This is a genomic window from Paenibacillus sp. FSL H8-0122, from assembly GCF_038005345.1.
Classification (GTDB): domain Bacteria; phylum Bacillota; class Bacilli; order Paenibacillales; family Paenibacillaceae; genus Paenibacillus_AQ.
On the sequence record NZ_JBBOTB010000001.1, the window covers coordinates 5,931,307 to 5,948,502 of the forward strand.

General features: G+C 53.1%; 14 protein-coding genes, 2 rRNA genes and 1 riboswitch. All 16 genes read right to left on the reverse strand.

Going from position 1 to position 17,196, the window contains the following annotated elements:
- Positions 1 to 4 precede the first annotated feature (4 nt).
- Positions 5 to 250, reverse strand: a complete 246-nt coding sequence (purS, locus tag NSS64_RS25350; protein WP_019913657.1) for a phosphoribosylformylglycinamidine synthase subunit PurS — start codon at positions 248 to 250, stop codon at positions 5 to 7.
- Positions 251 to 531: 281 nt separating this feature from the next.
- On the reverse strand, positions 532 to 1,422 hold the full coding sequence (locus NSS64_RS25355) for a phosphoribosylaminoimidazolesuccinocarboxamide synthase (protein ID WP_340944372.1): 891 nt from the start codon (positions 1,420 to 1,422) through the stop codon (positions 532 to 534).
- Between the two features lie 358 nt (positions 1,423 to 1,780).
- Positions 1,781 to 3,076, reverse strand: coding sequence for an adenylosuccinate lyase (gene purB, locus NSS64_RS25360; RefSeq protein ID WP_341141957.1), 1,296 nt, complete (start codon positions 3,074 to 3,076; stop codon positions 1,781 to 1,783).
- A 6-nt stretch (positions 3,077 to 3,082) separates the two neighbouring features.
- Positions 3,083 to 4,411: a 5-(carboxyamino)imidazole ribonucleotide synthase gene (gene purK, locus NSS64_RS25365; protein ID WP_341141958.1), complete on the reverse strand. Its 1,329-nt coding sequence runs from the start codon at positions 4,409 to 4,411 to the stop codon at positions 3,083 to 3,085.
- Positions 4,408 to 4,893: a 5-(carboxyamino)imidazole ribonucleotide mutase gene (gene purE, locus NSS64_RS25370; protein ID WP_340944374.1), complete on the reverse strand. Its 486-nt coding sequence runs from the start codon at positions 4,891 to 4,893 to the stop codon at positions 4,408 to 4,410. Before purE ends, purK begins: the two co-directional genes overlap by 4 nt.
- A 234-nt stretch (positions 4,894 to 5,127) precedes the next feature.
- A riboswitch (purine riboswitch) is annotated at positions 5,128 to 5,229 on the reverse strand.
- Between the two features lie 208 nt (positions 5,230 to 5,437).
- On the reverse strand, positions 5,438 to 5,749 hold the full coding sequence (locus NSS64_RS25375; RefSeq protein WP_341141959.1) for a DUF2628 domain-containing protein: 312 nt from the start codon (positions 5,747 to 5,749) through the stop codon (positions 5,438 to 5,440).
- Between the two features lie 209 nt (positions 5,750 to 5,958).
- The gene (locus NSS64_RS25380; protein ID WP_340944376.1) at positions 5,959 to 6,393 is read right to left on the reverse strand and encodes a universal stress protein; all 435 of its coding nucleotides are present in this window, start codon (positions 6,391 to 6,393) and stop codon (positions 5,959 to 5,961) included.
- A 50-nt stretch (positions 6,394 to 6,443) separates the two neighbouring features.
- Complete coding sequence (locus NSS64_RS25385) at positions 6,444 to 6,707, reverse strand: DUF1294 domain-containing protein (RefSeq protein ID WP_036693313.1); 264 nt, start codon at positions 6,705 to 6,707, stop codon at positions 6,444 to 6,446.
- A gap of 79 nt (positions 6,708 to 6,786) precedes the next feature.
- A complete protein-coding gene (locus NSS64_RS25390) occupies positions 6,787 to 8,007 on the reverse strand; it encodes an MFS transporter (RefSeq protein WP_341141960.1) in 1,221 nt (406 codons plus the stop codon).
- A gap of 275 nt (positions 8,008 to 8,282) precedes the next feature.
- A complete protein-coding gene (locus NSS64_RS25395) occupies positions 8,283 to 10,421 on the reverse strand; it encodes a DNA topoisomerase III (protein WP_341141961.1) in 2,139 nt (712 codons plus the stop codon).
- A gap of 303 nt (positions 10,422 to 10,724) precedes the next feature.
- Positions 10,725 to 10,886, reverse strand: coding sequence for a hypothetical protein (locus NSS64_RS25400; protein WP_341141962.1), 162 nt, complete (start codon positions 10,884 to 10,886; stop codon positions 10,725 to 10,727).
- 236 nt (positions 10,887 to 11,122) lie between these two features.
- Complete coding sequence (locus NSS64_RS25405; protein ID WP_341141963.1) at positions 11,123 to 12,256, reverse strand: DUF4179 domain-containing protein; 1,134 nt, start codon at positions 12,254 to 12,256, stop codon at positions 11,123 to 11,125.
- A complete protein-coding gene (locus NSS64_RS25410) occupies positions 12,231 to 12,791 on the reverse strand; it encodes an RNA polymerase sigma factor (RefSeq protein WP_341141964.1) in 561 nt (186 codons plus the stop codon). Before NSS64_RS25410 ends, NSS64_RS25405 begins: the two co-directional genes overlap by 26 nt.
- Before the next feature lie 181 nt (positions 12,792 to 12,972).
- Positions 12,973 to 13,728, reverse strand: a complete 756-nt coding sequence (locus NSS64_RS25415; RefSeq protein ID WP_341141965.1) for an acyl-[acyl-carrier-protein] thioesterase — start codon at positions 13,726 to 13,728, stop codon at positions 12,973 to 12,975.
- Between the two features lie 229 nt (positions 13,729 to 13,957).
- Positions 13,958 to 14,074, reverse strand: a 5S ribosomal RNA gene (gene rrf, locus NSS64_RS25420).
- A 135-nt stretch (positions 14,075 to 14,209) separates the two neighbouring features.
- Positions 14,210 to 17,136: ribosomal RNA gene (locus tag NSS64_RS25425) — 23S ribosomal RNA — on the reverse strand.
- Between the last annotated feature and the right edge of the window lie 60 nt (positions 17,137 to 17,196).

The following is a 17,196-nucleotide window of genomic DNA, read 5'->3' on the forward strand; positions in this document are numbered from 1 at the left end:
ACGTTTAGTCCTCCAATTCGTAGCGGTAATCCTCGATCACCGTGTTGGCCAGCAGCTTCTCGCACATTTCCTTCAGGCGTCCTTCCGCTTCTGCGCGGTTATCGGTATCCAAGGTCAGCTCCATATATTTGCCGATCCGCAGACTTTCAACTTCCTGGAATCCAACGGAATGCAGGGCGCCCTGCACGGCAACTCCCTGAGGGTCGAGCACGCTTTTCTTGATGGTGACGTAGACTGTCGCTTTTAACATACGCTTGTAGTTCCTCCTAGAGTTTAATGAACTGAATTGGGCTTAATAGCAGCTTGCTTAACTGCATAATGTACAGCTATATTCTCAATATTCTCTGCAAATTAGCCTTAGTTGCATTTCATACAGCTATTTCTACGGACATCTGCGTTTCAGGTCATCCCGCTAATTTTTAGTTGTACCAGATACAATTAAACAGCAAATGACCTCTTTTTCGGGCAAAATAACTGTAGAGAATGCAATTAAAGTTAGCTGCAGCTGTCAGAATAGGATCATACGATAATCTATAACGACTTCCCGGTCAGGCGGTGATAGATATCCAGGTACCGGCGCGACGTCTCTTCAACCACCTCAGGCGGCAACGGGTCCGGCTTACTGTTCTTGTCCCAGGAGGAGGCTGACAGGTACGTGCGAACCGGCTCCTTATCCATGCTGTCGATCTCGATATCCAGTGCGTACTTGTCCTTGGCCCAGAAGCGGGAAGCATCCGGCGTGAAAATCTCATCGATCAGAATCACCTTACCGTCCAGCAGACCGAACTCGAATTTGCAATCGGCGAGGATGATGCCGCGTTCTTCACAATAGGCTCTGGCAAAAGCGAACAGCTTCAGGCTCTTCTCCTTCAGCTCCAGCGCAAGCTCTGCACCGATCTGCTCCTGCATCTGCTCAAAAGGGATATCCTCATCATGGCCGACATCATTTTTGGCTGCCGGTGTGAAAATCGGTTCGGCCAGCACTGCATTCTTGTGCAGTCCCTTAGGAAGCACGATTCCGTTCACCTTGCCGGTCTCCTGATACTGCCTCCAGCCGCCTCCGGTAATGCAGCCGCGCACGACACATTCGATATCAATCCGTTCGGCTTTGCGGACGACCATGATCCGGTTCTTCAGCGCTTCACGGTCCTTCACAATATCCCCGAGCTTGTCCACCTCGATATGCACCACATGGTTCTCGATCAGCTCCCGGGTCTGGCCGAACCAGAAGGCGCTAAGCCGGTTGAGCACATTGCCCTTATCCGGCACTGCCGGGTCCAGCACATAGTCGAAGGCAGAGATCCGGTCTGTCACCACGATCAGTACCTCATCCCCCAAATCATACAGCTCACGAACCTTGCCTTTGTAGAGCAGCGGCGCATTTACAAGTTCCACGGCAGTGGATACGGCCGATGATGTCATGACCTTTCCTCCCTTGAACAAATGATCTTGCTACATAATTATTCCTTCGGGTTAATAGGGTCACTGCGGGAAGTTTTGGACTTCCGATCGCTGTTATGTTTGAATTTCCTGATTTAAACCGCAGGCAGCGGTAGAAATCCAAACATAGCATATGCTTCCGTAGCGAGCTTTCCTTCGGAAAGCTTTCAGGCGAACGCTAACGCTTCTCCAGTTCCAAAATTCCTCTCCGTTCCTCCTTTAACCCCAATGTCTAAACGTGTCCCCCTGTCGCTTACGCTCCAGAACAACTACTGCCCCCACCGCACGCCCAACTCTTCTCCAGCTCATCAGTTCACCACTGACTTACTATTTTTAAAGATTAGATTAGTTCCAGCTTGCGGAAGATGGTGTCCACATGCTTCAGATGCCAGGAAGGATTGAATGCATCCTCGATCTCTTCTGCGCTAAGCACGGCCGTGATCTCCGGGGTTGCTTCCACGATGTCACGGAACTGGGTCTGCTCCTCCCAGGCCTGCATCGCACGCGGCTGCACAGTGTCGTACGCCTGCTCGCGGCTGAAGCCCTTGTCGATCAGCTTCGTCAGAATACGGCCGGAGAACGGAACGCCGAAGGTACGGTTCATGTTGCGTTTCATATTCTCAGGGAATACGGTCAGGTTCTTCACGATATTGCCGAAGCGGTTCAGCATATAGTTCAGCAGCATGGTCGCATCCGGCAGGATGATCCGTTCTACGGAAGAATGCGAGATATCGCGCTCATGCCACAGCGGCACGTTCTCGTAAGCTGTCATCATATGGCCGCGGATGACGCGCGACAGGCCGGAGATGTTCTCGCAGCCAATCGGGTTACGCTTGTGCGGCATAGCGGATGAACCCTTTTGACCCTTGGCAAAAGCCTCCTCTACCTCGCGGATCTCACTCTTCTGCAAAGCGCGGATCTCGGTAGCGAACTTGTCGAGGGAAGTAGCAACCAGTGCCAGCGCCGCCATATACTCTGCATGACGGTCACGCTGCAGCGTCTGGGTGGAGATTGGTGCCGGGCTGGTGCCCAGCTTGCGGCAGACGAATTCTTCCACGAACGGGTCGATGTTGGCATAGGTACCGACCGCCCCGGAGATTTTGCCGAATTGTACGCCATTGGCGGCATGACGGAAACGCTCCAGGTTCCGCTTCATTTCCTCATACCACAGCGCCATCTTCAGGCCGAATGTTGTTGGCTCGGCATGTACGCCATGGGTACGGCCCATCATCGGGGTATCCTTGTAGGCGATGGCTTTGTCTTTTAGAATCTCAATGAACCGGATAATATCCTGCTCCAGAATCTCGTTGGCCTGACGCAGCAGATAGCCGAGCGCTGTATCTACAACATCAGTGGAGGTTAGTCCGTAATGCACCCATTTGCGCTCTGCGCCAAGACTCTCGGATACGGCACGGGTAAAAGCAATCACATCATGGCGCGTTTCCAGTTCAATCTCATCAATCCGCGCGATATCGAATTTGGCATCCTTACGCAGCTTCGCGGCATCCTCATGCGGGATCACTCCCAGTTCGGCCCACGCCTCACAGGCGCAAATCTCAACCTCCAGCCACGCGTTGAATTTATTCTCTTCGGTCCATATGGCCCGCATCTCAAGTCTGCTGTAACGTTCAATCATAGCTTGTCATTTCCTCCAAAGGTTAGTTTGCTCTACCCAGGACAATCCGTCGCCGGTATCCTTGCAGAGCAGGTTGATATGGCCCATTTTACGGCCGGTTTTGCTCTCGGTCTTACCATATATATGAAGCTTGGGTGATACTCCAAGCCTGCTCACTTCTTCATTCGCACGGCAGGCTGCCTGAACGGCTCCGTCCAGATGCTCGCCGAGTACATTCACCATCACTACAGGAGTCAGCAGCTTCGTATCGCCGAGCGGCAGATTGCAGATCGCCCGCACGTGCTGCTCGAACTGCGAGGTCACGCAGGCATCCATCGTGTAATGGCCAGAGTTATGCGGACGCGGGGCCAGCTCATTGACGAACAGCTCTCCGTCCTCCGTCACGAACATCTCTACCGCCAGCAGCCCGACGGCATTCATGCCGGACACAATCCGCTCGGCCAGCTCACAGGCCCGCCGCTGAATCTCCTCTGGCACCCTTGCAGGAACAATGGAGAGATGCAGGATATTGTTCACGTGAATGTTCTCGGCGGGCGGGAAGCTCTTGACCTCCCCCGAGGCGCTCCGGGCGGCGATGACCGAAATCTCGCACTCGAAGGCGATGAATTTCTCCAGCACCAGCTCCGGTACATCTGCTTGCACACCCGGCGCGACTCGCCGGAACGCTGCGGCCAGCTCTTCCGGCCTGCGGATGACGGCTTGTCCCTTGCCGTCATACCCTCCTGTGGCTGTCTTCAGCACACAGGGCAGGCCCAGCTCGGCAGCCGCCGCTTCCAGCTCCGCCAGGCTGCCAACCTTGCGGTACGGGGCAACGGGCACGCCCGCTGCCTCGATGGCCGCCTTCTCGCGCAGCCGGTGCTGCGTCGTATACAGCAGCGCGCTGCCCTGCGGCACGTACGACTCCTCCGTCAGCAGCGCGGCTACGCCCGCATCCACGTTCTCGAACTCGTACGTGATGACGTCCGAGCGCCGCGCCAGCTCACGCGCGGCGTCCCGGTCGTTATACGCCGCAGTGATCTGCGGCGTCACCTGCCCGCACGGCGCATCCTTTGCCGGGTCCAGCGCCACGAAGCGGTAGCCCATGGCGCTGCCGGACAAAGCCAGCATGCGCCCAAGCTGCCCGCCGCCGAGCACGCCGATCGTTGCGCCGGGCAACAGCGTCCGTGGCCTCTGCCCCCCGGTCTCTTCCCGCTGTGCCTCAGCCTCGGCAGCTATCGCTTCGCCTTCAGCCTTTACCGTTCGCCCAGCTCCGGCACCTTCCGCTTCGCCCTCAGCCTTCATAGCGCGCTCTGGGCCGCTCTCCAATCCCCCGGCCTTCTGCTCCTCCGGGCTCATAGGCTCTCGCTGCTTTCCAGCACCTCTTGCTGAGTCGCCTCGCGCCGCAGCTGCACCCTGTCCGCCACCTCCGGCTCGAAGGCGCCGATGATCTGCGCCGCCAGCAGTCCCGCATTGATCGCTCCGGCGCGGCCAATTGCTACTGTCGCTACCGGGATGCCCGCAGGCATCTGCACAATAGACAGCAGCGAATCCATGCCGTTCAAGGCCTTAGACTGCACAGGTACACCTATGACCGGCAGCGTGGTCTTCGCAGCCACCATACCCGGCAGATGCGCCGCGCCGCCCGCTCCGGCGATAATGACCCGCAAGCCGCGCTCCGCTGCCTCTTCGGCATAACGGAACATCAGATCCGGTGTGCGGTGTGCGGAGACAACCTTTTTCTCATAAGCTATATCCAGCTCCTCCAGCACTTCACAGGTATGCCTCATCGTTTCATAGTCCGATTTGCTGCCCATAATGACACCTACTTGCACAGACATCGTTCACCCAGCCTTTCGTTCTAATGAAATGGTTAATCCCCTACAGACTCTATATTGAGCCATTTCTCTATAGTTTTCCATATTTCGCAACAAAAAAGCCCGATTTCCAAACGCATTTTGCGGGAAATTCGGACTACGGAGGAAATAATAGACAATTTTCGCACTCCTGTCTGGGAGCGACACGAAAAAGGACAGCATCCGCTCTTCGGGAATTTTACCGCAAGCGATGTCGCCTTATGCCTTTCAATTCCCCGTAGTCCGGAAATTTACGGTTCCCGGGTAGAAACTTCCGGGCCCTATCCCCGGATATATACGAGCGGTTCATACTTTAAGTTTAACAACCCCCTACACTGTATGTCAACTTAAACACGAACATTAACATATTATCCCCAATAAACGTTCGCTTTTTTGGCAGGATTTCTTCTTGTAATCCTACATCTATTCTCCCGCTCCTGCCCATGTCCTGAAGACACAGTAGGGTAAAATACAAAAACAGCGGCTCTCCCGCCAGGAGAGAGCCGCTGTTGTAATAAACCTGCTAATATTATGCTGCAGAAATAATTCCCTTCGACTGCAAGGTGTACTGGGCGTTTTGATCGGATGGACGATAGCCTTTATCCAACATGTCTTTGATGAATATCTTATTATACACAAAGGAGAAAATGAACCCTGGAATCCATGCTCCGATACCAAATGTGAATATTCCTGCTGCTACTGCTGTAATAAACATGATCACAGCCCACTTTAAATCGCCTCTGAACAGTGCCGGGAAGAAGCCGAAGAAGAAGGTCGTCCAGCTAAATCCCACTTTCACCTCTTTCACTACTCCTGCACTATTCTGTAATCTGATATGCATGACTTAAGTCCCCCTAATGTTCTTTTATACCGATAATATTACAATATATTACAAGATAAATATATTCCTATTTTCTCTCTTCTGTGTCTTTTGTATGAATATAACAACAATGACAGACTTTTTTTAGAATATCATTCAAATGATATATCACTCCTGGTTCCGCCGCATAAAAAAAGGAACGCCGCAGCGTCCCTCTACTAAAGTTCCTATTATTTAACAACCAGCACCGGAATGCGCGCACTTTGCACCACATTATGGCTGACGCTGCCCAGAACAAATTCCCGGATACCGCCCAGCCCCCGGCTGCCGATTACGATCACATCTGCATTCTGCTCTTTGGCATAATTCAGAATAATTTCCGCAGGCGATCCCTGCAGCAATTCTACCGTAGCATTCAGACCTTCGGCTTCCAAGCGGCTTTTCACTTCATCCGTAGTCTGGACCGCGAGGTCATAATAATCCTTGTTCACCGATGCCGGCAGAGGCGCGAGAGCTTCCCCGATGAAGAATCGCGGGAATTCAAATGCGTGTACGACGTACAGGGAGGACCCTGGCGTTACCTTAGCCAGCTCAATCGCCCGTTCCAGAGCCTGATTCGAAGCCTTTGAACCGTCATAGGCAAGCAGAATTTTAGAGAATAACATATACGCCACCTCTTTCTATTATTTACATCATTACCAAGCCCTTAAGCGGCTTACCTCAAAAAATATCCATACAGCACCATATTCAGCAGCAGCAGCAGCGGAATTCCGAGTCTGAAGGAAGTATGCCTTGTCTTGTGGCGTTTGCGGTACATGGCAATCAGCACACCCAGCGCACCGCCCATGAACGCCAGCAGAAACAGTGTTTTCTCCGGCACCCGATCCCGTCTTTTCCGGGCCTTGTTCTTGTCTTCCGACATCACGACATACCCGATAATGTTGATCAGCGCGAACCACAGCAATACCACCTTGACCATCCTTCCGGCCCCTCCTCCTAGCATCCTACTCTGCTCTCTATTATATTACCCTTTCCGGCAAAAAACCAATAACCTCACATCACCGGCCCTGCAACCGCCGCTCTTTCTTGCTCCGACCGCCTGCGGCTCCGGCTTCCCTAATCCAGAACCAGGACAGTACCGCCGCAAGCAAAGCTGCAATGGCACCCAGCCAGAAGCCTCCGCGCAGACCGTACGCCGCACTCATCCATCCCGCCACAAAAGGACCGCCGGACATGCCGATCGCATACACCGCCTGATAGAAGCCCATCGCCGTCGCCCGCTTGAACGGAACTACCCCGGAGACCGATTTACCCAGCAGGAGCGGGAAGATCAGGCCCTGCATGAAGCCGTTCCCGATCTGTGTTATGCATAACGCCGCAAGCGTGGGCATCGAAGGAATGAGCAGCGTGAACACCGCACTTCCGGCAAAACCCAGCATCAGCGTCCCCCGGTCGCCCAGCCACCGGCCGAACAGCCGCGCTCCATAGAGGGTCGCTACCGCATGGGGCAGCATAAAAGCCAGCGTCAGCCAGCCGAGACTCCCCTTGCTCGCGCCAATATAGAGCGCCTGATTCGGCGTGTAGCCGAACATTGTAATGAACAGCACACAATGGGCCAGCACTGATAACAGCGATACTTTTACCAGCAGCGGCTCCTTCACGACACCGGCCAGATCCTTGAGCTTAATCGCTGCGCGCTTCTCCAGCTGTTGCTCCGGAAGACGGACGACCAGCAGCATCGCGGCCACCGCCACAATCCCTCCGATGATGAACGGGGTATTCCAGCCGAAGTGGTCTACGATATAGCCGCTGATCATCATGCTGGTCAACTGGGCAATCACCGTGGTGAACTGGAGCATGCCCATAGCCCTGCCCGCCTCTTCTTTCGGAAAATACCCCGCGAACATCACCGAGTACACCACCCACGCCGATGCCGCTATCCCCGAGACCGCCCGCGCCGCCAGGGCCCAACCCGGATGTGCCCCTGCCAGGAACAGCAGACAGCTCGCTCCGCTTGCAATCAGCCCCAGATAAATGAACGGCCGCCGCCGGTTAAGCACATCTGAACCCATCCCTATCGGCAGCCGGAACAGAATCTGCATCAGGCCGTATATCCCCAGCACCGCTCCCACCATGACATAAGAAGCGCCCAGATGCTCCACATAAGGCGAGAGCACCGGAACATAGATATAAGAAGAGAACCAGAACATAAAGACAATCACCAGAAAATACAACCGGCTGCTCCCCTTCGTACCCGGAGCCTCTGCCGCTTTCGCCACACCCGCTAAACCTTCAGCCGCCGCCACTTCTCCACCTGCCCCACTCTATTTACCGGAGCCCTAACGCCTGACCCCGTATCAATCTTCTACAGTAAAGCATATCTGCCGTCCCTTGAATAGCCCTTAAGCCGCAACAAGACCACCGGTATATCCCGGCAGTCTTATTAGGGTCCTTTCTTTGTCACCTAGTCTTTCACTCATGAGCGCATCCACCTAACAGCTCTATCCCACATCAGGTTAGCTTGCCCGGTTGTACGGCCTTCCAGCTGCTTGGACTACTTGCCCTTCTGCTTCGCTTCCATCGCCGCCTTCAACAGGTCGCCAAGATTGTTGCCGGCACTTTCCGTCTTGCTGTACTGCTGCACCAGCTTCTGCTGCTCGCGTTTGTTGATATGCTTGTGATCCTTATCCATCGTCTCTGTAATTCCGCAGCCGAGGCACTGCACATACTTCCCGGCCTTGCCCTCCTTCATCTCCATCTTCTTATGGCACTGCGGGCAGCGGCGGTTCGACAACTGCTTCTCGCCCGCCCGGGTATAGCCGCAGTCCTCCTTCGGACAGACCAGCAGCTTGCCGCGTTTGGTCTTCTTCTCTAACATCCTTGTTCCACACTCCGGACAATGGCTGTTAGATACATTATGCGGCTTGTATTCCGCTCCGCTGTTCTTCACCAAGGACACCAGCTCCTGGGCCATACTCCGGATACCCTGCAGGAACGGCTCCGGGCGCCCCTGCCCGCGCGCAATTCTCTCCAGCTCTGCTTCCCAGCGTGCCGTCAGCTCCGGTGTACGCAGCTGTCCCGAGACCAGTTCAATCAATTGCTTGCCCTTGCCGGTCGGATGCAGCAGATTGCCCTGCCGTTCAATCGTATCCGAGCTGACCAGCTTCTCAATGATGTCCGCACGGGTGGCCGGCGTCCCCAGCCCATGCTTCTCCATCTGCGTCAGCAGCGTCGCTTCATTATAACGCTTCGGCGGCTGAGTCCGTCCCGGCTTGATGATGCAGCGCTCAAGCTTCACACTGTCGCCTTCCCGCAACTCCGGCAGCTTCACACTGCCTGCTGCGGGTTCATCCCCCGCATTCTCCTCTTCGTCATCCTGGCTCATATCTCCGCCGTATACCTCACGCCAGCCTGCATCCTTGACGGTAGTTCCCTTCACATAGAAGCTTTCACCATCGACGGTTACCGTCACAGCTACGGCGTCATAACGGGCCGGAGGATAGAACAGGCTGATGAACCGCCGTACGATCAGATCGTAGAGCTTCCGCTCTTCCGTGCTCAGCAGATTGAGCAGCACTGTCTGCTCGGTCGGAATAATCGCATGGTGATCGCTGACCTTGCTGTCATCGACAATCCGCTTCGTGATTGGCAGCGGCTTCCGTAGCAGCGGTCTGGCGAGGGCTGCATACGGACCTACAGCCACGCTGTCGAGTCTTTCTTTTAGCGTGCCCGTCATATCAGCGGTCAGATAACGGCTATCCGTACGCGGATAAGTAACCAGCTTATGCTGTTCATACAGCTTCTGGAGCACACTTGAAGTCTGCTTGGCCGAGAAGCCGAATTTGCGGTTGGCATCCCGCTGCAGCTCAGTCAGATCGTAAGCCAGCGGATGAGGCTCGCTTTTCTCACTCTTCAGGACCTTGGTAATCCTTCCGCTGCGGCCTGTAAGCTTATCTTTAAGAACTCCTGTCTTCTCTCTATCAAAAATCCGTCCATCCCCGCCCTGCGCGCGCCATCCCGCCTGGAAATTCCCGAAATCCCCAGTCAGCAGATCATATTCCTGGGAACGGAAGCCGGTAATCTCATTCTCCCGGTCCATAATCATTCCCAGGGTAGGTGTCTGCACACGCCCCGCAGAGAGCGGCGCGCCGAACTTGCAGGTTAAGGCCCGGGTCACATTCAGCCCGATCATCCAATCCGCCTCAGCACGGCAGCGCGCAGATTCATACAGCCGGTCGAAATCCCGTCCAGGCCGGAGCGAAGCGAATCCTTCCTTAATCGCCTTATCCGTCTGCGAAGAGATCCACAGCCGCCGGAATGGCTTTTTCCAGCCTGCCATATTCATAATCCAGCGCGCCAGCAGCTCACCCTCACGCGCCGCATCCGTTGCTACGATCAGCTCCCCGATATCCTGCCGTTTCATCAGCTGCTGCACAGCCTTATACTGCTGGCTGGTCTCGCGCAGCACCTTCAGCTTGGCCTTCTCTGGAAGAATTGGCAGATCCTCCAGCGCCCAGGTTGCATATTTATTGTTATAGTCCTCAGGCTCAGCCAGGCCCACCAGATGCCCAAGGGCCCAGGTCACCACATATTTCGGACCTTCCATATAACTCTTCTGTTTATTCCCACAGCCCAGCACCCGCGCAATCTCACGGGCCACCGACGGCTTCTCTGCCAATACTAATACCTTCATCGTCCAAACCCCTCCCTGTCATCAACAACCTATTATACCATGACATACAAGTCCGCAATTATCATCAGGCCGAATTCCCTTCACTTCAGCTAGACTAGAATCATCCCCCAGCCGAAAGGAGTCACAGCCAATGCCCGCCTCAGAATTGTATAATATTATACCAGTAGGAGTATGGCGTTTTTCTGCCGAGAACCGATTACCGCCTCAATCTGTCTTATGAATTGAATACTACGGTCAAGACTATCTAGCCCCCATCATCCGAACTCCGTAAGTGAAATCTACATTCCGTTAACGCTGCTCTAATCAGGAACAAAATGCCTGCGGCATCCCCATTGTGATCGGTTTTTCGATCACATTCGGCCCACACGCCTCTGCCGCACCGAATGTAGTCGGTTTTTCGACCCTATCCGGCTGTTCGGTGAAATCAGCGAAGTCATTCCAATTACTGATCCAGAATATTTTCATCCTGCCGATGCTCCAAGACACTTCCCCCCAACTTTATGCACAACTTATCCGCATCGGATGTAAATCATAATTTCCTAATCAGCAAGATAACCCCACAATGCGGGGTTTTAGCTTCGATGATGACTTAGGTACTTTGCGGGGACCCCAACACATAAAAACCAAAAAAGCCCGCATCTGCACAGCAGACGCGGACCAGACTCAGTCTATTTTACATATTCCCGCTCTCTTTCTAAGGTTCACGGAATCACTATCGTCGTTTCAAGTTCCTTATGATAAGTTCTCATCGGTTTCCCATTAGCATCCAACAAGAGCTTCAGATCATTATCCAAAGTCATTGTATACGGTCTGACCGTAATCGTCTTAGGGGTTTGCGGGAAGGTATTGTATAGGCTATCTACAATAGGATGCTGAACAGCCTTCATCAAGGCATACCCTTGCTTGGAAGCAGCAACATTACCCGCATCATCCACAAGCTCATAGAATACCGCAGTTGGGCCATATTCCCCAGTCTGCTCCGGTGATGCAGGCACTTCCCCTTCACTGGTGATGATCATCCTCATGGCAGCAGGCGTGATGTCCAGACTCTTTACTTTATAATGGAAGGAGTCTTTGCTCGCTCCCTGGCCCGGGGTAAGGTTGATGATTCCCTCCGCAAGCTTCTTCGCTGTTACCTCGAACTCAAACGGCTCGGCGATCTGGGCAACCGGTACGCGAATATTCACCTTGAATTCGTCTCCGAGAGCCGAAGCATTGTGCAGTTCTCTAAGCTCCAATAAGAGGGTGTTCGGTTGTCCTTTTACATCACCTGTGATAGAAGAACCGAAGCCGATAGGCTCTCCTGACGCCAGAGTAACCACCGGCAGACCCAACAGCCCTTTTGTCGACTGATCGAATTCATGAGTTTTATAATTTGTAATCTCCGCCAGCATCCGCTCATCCGTTACTCCAGTTCTTTCAAAACCAATGGCCAGCTGAATTCCATCATAAAATACCTCCGTAACACTTAACGTCACTCCATCCTTGGTAACGCTCATATTAGGAGAAGTAGTCAGGCCCTGTTCCGCCGCCAATTTCAGCCCCGGATTCTCCGTATGCTTGAATATACTGCTGAAGACAGGAATTTGACTCAAGGTATCGGCCCAAGCAGGAGAGATGAACCCTGCGGTTATCGTACCTAACCCTATCACTACAGCTATGCTTGCGGCTGCCAGCGTCTTTTTAAGCAATTTATTTCCTCCTCTAGTCTCCAAATATGCAATCCGGTTCATAATCTGCTCATTATAGCTATCTACAGGAAGCTCTACTCTTCCGACGCTGCTGCGAATACATTCCAGCATTTGCTTCTCAGTTTGATTCTGCCACTTCTCCATGAGCACACCCTCCCCTTTCATCCGCTTTTTGCTGAATCAGTTTTTTACGGAGCCGTTCATATTTTTTGCGCAGCGCCGCCGAACTGCTTCCGGTAATCATTGAGATCTCTTCGAAGCTGTATTGTTCAATGACACGAAGGATTAATAGCCCCCGCTCTTCCGAAGTGAGATTTTCAAAAATACGGTCTACCGGCGAATCCTCCGGCAACGCTTGTTGATTCGTCATCAGTTGCAGCTTATACAGGGACAGCAACCGGCTGCGTCGCTTACGCCTGCGAAGCTGGTCCAGACAATGATGATAAGCCACCTTATATAGCCAGGCCGAAAAAGAAACCCGCCGTTCATAACGCCCAAGCTGCTGATACACCTTAACGAATATATCCTGCACAGCATCCTCTGCTTCTTCACGGCTCCTTAGGAGATAGTAGCAATACGTGTAAATCTTTTTTTCATACTCCTTAATTATTGTTGAGAACGCTTCCCTGTCTCCTACATGTACCTGATGAATGGCTTCCTCAATCTTATTTGGATTCATTGGGCCCCCGGGGTTGCCTTGCTCCAAAAGAATCACCTCCACTTTCCTTTTACACCTGTATAACGAATGCCAATTGTGTATTTGTGACATATAAGGAAGTAGCAAATATGACAAAAGACAGTTCCCCTGAAATTCGAGCAACTGTCTGGATTTAACGCTATGTAAGTCTCTCTCTCAGACATCAATCTATCTTCCTTCTAAGCTTCAGGCAAGCTTCAAAAAAGATCCGCCCCCCGCCTTGCCCGCGCACATATACCCCTTCTTCAGTCAGAGAAGAACGCATAACACTGATCTCCTCACCATACTTGGCTTCCTGGGCATAGGTGATATGAAGCCCCGTAAGCTCTAACTCCTCCCACTCCTCCAGCGCCAGAGCATCACAGCATAAATCTGCATAGCGCGCATTGTTAAGATGTTTGTTGTTATCCAGCCCGCTATATCTGACCTGATAACGGTAAGCCTCCTGCAAGGGGAGTTCGAATGGAATAATTACTTTATCCGGCAGACTTCCTACGGAATCCTCTACATACGGCTCGACAACAATAGGCAAAGCCGATGGACGCAGAATTTTCCGCTTCCCGATATCCACAAGGGCCCAGATCGAGCGCGCCGAAGCAAGCTCTACACCTTGGCTATCATAGATCCGGTAATCCCGCTGCCAGAGGGGTCCTTTGTTTCCTTTACTCCAGGTATGCACATCAAGAAGCTCACCCGGCGACGGCAGACGCTGCAGATTCAGATCAAGGGTGATGATCATCCAGCCCATTCCCGCCTTGAGCATACTCTCCATACTTAGCCCCAGACTGCTTACAGCAGAATCCGCTGCACGCTGCATAATATCCAGCAGGAAGGAGAGCTTGCCCCTTGACCGGTAATCCGTGTCACTTGCCTGAACCCTGAACTGCTCTGTCCACAAAAAGCTGCTATGCTTGTCCATAACTTTTAGCTCCTTCACCTGTCTATCCCCAATTCTCGGTACCTATCCACATTATTCTACCGGATATCCACATCATTTGGGGAGAAGTATCAAAAAAACTAAATCTATCCACATGTGTATAACTATGCGCCACTTGTAAGAAGACCTGAAATCTACTCACAAGCTGTCCACAAGGCTTCCCCGAAAATACAAAAAGACCACTGTCTGAGAATCAACAGTGGTCTTGTGTGCTTGGCAACGTCCTACTCTCCCAGGACCCTTCGGTCCAAGTACCATCGGCGCTGGAGGGCTTAACGGTCGTGTTCGGGATGGGTACGTGTGGAACCCCTCCGCTATCGCCACCAAACATGATTTTTCGAAGCTTCCGCTTCTCGAAATCGCTGCGAGAAAATATCCGTCCCCAGAGAGGACCTGCAGCTTAAGGTGTACCAGGCTTGATCGCCTGAAAACTGAATCCGAAACGAATCTGCGTGTTAGAAATTTGGATAAGCCCTCGACCGATTAGTATTGGTCAGCTCCATGCATTGCTGCACTTCCACCTCCAACCTATCTACCTCGTCGTCTTCAAGGGGTCTTACTAATTGGGAAATCTCATCTTGAGGGGGGCTTCACGCTTAGATGCTTTCAGCGCTTATCCCGTCCGTACGTAGCTACTCAGCCATGCTCCTGGCGGAACAACTGATGCACCAGCGGTACGTCCATCCCGGTCCTCTCGTACTAAGGACAGCTCCTCTCAAATTTCCTGCGCCCACGACAGATAGGGACCGAACTGTCTCACGACGTTCTGAACCCAGCTCGCGTACCGCTTTAATGGGCGAACAGCCCAACCCTTGGGACCTACTTCAGCCCCAGGATGCGATGAGCCGACATCGAGGTGCCAAACCTCCCCGTCGATGTGGACTCTTGGGGGAGATAAGCCTGTTATCCCCAGGGTAGCTTTTATCCGTTGAGCGATGGCCCTTCCATGCGGTACCACCGGATCACTAAGTCCGACTTTCGTCCCTGCTCGACTTGTAGGTCTCGCAGTCAAGCTCCCTTATGCCTTTGCACTCTGCGAATGATTTCCAACCATTCTGAGGGAACCTTTGAACGCCTCCGTTACTCTTTAGGAGGCGACCGCCCCAGTCAAACTGCCCGCCTGACACGGTCCCCGTACCCGATGAGGGCACCAGGTTAGAACCTAGATACGATCAGGGTGGTATCCCAACGGCGCCTCCGCAGAAGCTTGCGCTCCTGCCTCACCGGCTCCCACCTATCCTGTACAGATCGTACCCAAATTCAATATCAAGCTGCAGTAAAGCTCCATGGGGTCTTTCCGTCTTGTCGCGGGTAACCTGCATCTTCACAGGTATTAAAATTTCACCGGATCTCTCGTTGAGACAGCGCCCAAGTCGTTACGCCATTCGTGCGGGTCAGAATTTACCTGACAAGGAATTTCGCTACCTTAGGACCGTTATAGTTACGGCCGCCGTTTACTGGGGCTTCGGTTCACAGCTTCGGGTTACCCCTAACCGCTCCCCTTAACCTTCCAGCACCGGGCAGGCGTCAGCCCGTATACTTCGCCTTGCGGCTTCGCACAGACCTGTGTTTTTGCTAAACAGTCGCTTGGGCCTTTTCACTGCGGCCCCCTCGGGCTATTCACCCTACCGAGGCACCCCTTCTCCCGAAGTTACGGGGTCATTTTGCCGAGTTCCTTAACGAGAGTTCTTCCGCGCGCCTTAGAATTCTCTTCTCGCCTACCTGTGTCGGTTTGCGGTACGGGCACCTTCTCCTGACTAGAGGCTTTTCTTGGCAGTGTGAGATCATGACCTTCGCTACTGTAATTTTCGCTCCCCATCACAGCCCAGCCTTACGATGTGCGGATTTGCCTACACACCAGCCTCACTGCTTAGACGGACATCCATCAGTCCGCGTCACTACCCTCCTGCGTCACCCCATCGCTCATAGCGGATTACGGTGGTACAGTAATTTCAAACTGTTGTCCTTCGACTACGCCTGTCGGCCTCGCCTTAGGTCCCGACTTACCCTGAGCGGACGAGCCTTCCTCAGGAAACCTTGGGCTTTCGGCGGATCAGATTCTCACTGATCTTTTCGTTACTCATACCGGCATTCTCACTTGTATACTCTCCAGCGCTCCTTACGGTACACCTTCAACGTATATACAACGCTCCCCTACCCCAGATACATACGTATCTAGCCATAGCTTCGGTGGTGTGTTTAGCCCCGTTACATTTTCGGCGCAGAGTCACTCGACCAGTGAGCTATTACGCACTCTTTCAATGGTGGCTGCTTCTAAGCCAACATCCTGGTTGTCTGTGCAACTCCACATCCTTTCCCACTTAACACACACTTGGGGACCTTAGCTGATGGTCTGGGCTGTTTCCCTTTTGACAATGGATCTTAGCACTCACTGTCTGACTCCCGGCAAGAAGTAAATGGCATTCGGAGTTTGACTGAGCTTGGTAACCCTTGCGGGCCCCGCACCCAATCAGTGCTCTACCTCCACCACTCCATTCACCGAGGCTAGCCCTAAAGCTATTTCGGGGAGAACCAGCTATCTCCGAGTTCGATTGGAATTTCTCCGCTACCCCCACCTCATCCCCGCATTTTTCAACATGCGTGGGTTCGGGCCTCCAGTGCGTGTTACCGCACCTTCACCCTGGACAGGGGTAGATCACACGGTTTCGGGTCTACGTCCACATACTCAATCGCCCTATTCAGACTCGCTTTCGCTGCGGCTCCGGCTTCTCACCTTAACCTTGCATGTTAAACGTAACTCGCCGGTTCATTCTACAAAAGGCACGCCATCACCCCTAAAACGGGCTCTGACTTTTTGTAAGCACACGGTTTCAGGTTCTATTTCACTCCCCTTCCGGGGTGCTTTTCACCTTTCCCTCACGGTACTGTTTCACTATCGGTCGCCAGGTAGTATTTAGCCTTAGCAGATGGTCCTGCTGGATTCATACGGGGTTTCACGTGCCCCGCACTACTCGGGATCCGTCTCGGAGAGAACACAGTTTGGGCTACAGGGCTTTTACCTCTATCGCGGGCCTTTCCAGACCTCTTCGCCTACTCTATTCCTTTGTAACTCCATGTGAGACGTCCCACAACCCCAAGAGGCAAGCCCCTTGGTTTAGGCTGTTCCGCGTTCGCTCGCCGCTACTGACGGAATCACTATTGTTTTCTCTTCCTCAGGGTACTTAGATGTTTCAGTTCCCCTGGTCTGCCTCTGCGTATCCTATGTATTCAGATACGAGTAACTGCGAATTACCACAGCTGGGTTTCCCCATTCGGACACCCCCGGATCAAAGCTTGCTTACAGCTCCCCGAGGCAGTTTCGTTGTTCGCCACGTCCTTCGTCGGCTCCTGGCGCCTAGGCATCCTCCGTGTGCTCTTAGTAGCTTAACCTATGTGTTTTCCCTAAGGAAAATCACGGTAGCAACTAATAACTATTTCAACTTGCTTACA

What these genes read in the sequence shown, in the direction of transcription:
- NSS64_RS25355 (WP_340944372.1), bottom strand. Translation starts at nt 1,422, where the DNA reads ATGACATCATCGGCCGTATCCACTGCCGTGGAACTTGTAAATGCGCCG.
- NSS64_RS25400 (WP_341141962.1), bottom strand. Translation starts at nt 10,886, where the DNA reads ATGAAAATATTCTGGATCAGTAATTGGAATGACTTCGCTGATTTCACC.
- NSS64_RS25380 (WP_340944376.1), bottom strand. Translation starts at nt 6,393, where the DNA reads ATGTTATTCTCTAAAATTCTGCTTGCCTATGACGGTTCAAAGGCTTCG.
- NSS64_RS25375 (WP_341141959.1), bottom strand. Translation starts at nt 5,749, where the DNA reads ATGCATATCAGATTACAGAATAGTGCAGGAGTAGTGAAAGAGGTGAAA.
- NSS64_RS25405 (WP_341141963.1), bottom strand. Translation starts at nt 12,256, where the DNA reads ATGGAGAAGTGGCAGAATCAAACTGAGAAGCAAATGCTGGAATGTATT.
- NSS64_RS25415 (WP_341141965.1), bottom strand. Translation starts at nt 13,728, where the DNA reads ATGGACAAGCATAGCAGCTTTTTGTGGACAGAGCAGTTCAGGGTTCAG.
- NSS64_RS25385 (WP_036693313.1), bottom strand. Translation starts at nt 6,707, where the DNA reads ATGGTCAAGGTGGTATTGCTGTGGTTCGCGCTGATCAACATTATCGGG.
- purS (WP_019913657.1), bottom strand. Translation starts at nt 250, where the DNA reads ATGTTAAAAGCGACAGTCTACGTCACCATCAAGAAAAGCGTGCTCGAC.
- NSS64_RS25395 (WP_341141961.1), bottom strand. Translation starts at nt 10,421, where the DNA reads ATGAAGGTATTAGTATTGGCAGAGAAGCCGTCGGTGGCCCGTGAGATT.
- NSS64_RS25410 (WP_341141964.1), bottom strand. Translation starts at nt 12,791, where the DNA reads ATGAATCCAAATAAGATTGAGGAAGCCATTCATCAGGTACATGTAGGA.
- purK (WP_341141958.1), bottom strand. Translation starts at nt 4,411, where the DNA reads ATGAGCCCGGAGGAGCAGAAGGCCGGGGGATTGGAGAGCGGCCCAGAG.
- purE (WP_340944374.1), bottom strand. Translation starts at nt 4,893, where the DNA reads ATGTCTGTGCAAGTAGGTGTCATTATGGGCAGCAAATCGGACTATGAA.
- purB (WP_341141957.1), bottom strand. Translation starts at nt 3,076, where the DNA reads ATGATTGAACGTTACAGCAGACTTGAGATGCGGGCCATATGGACCGAA.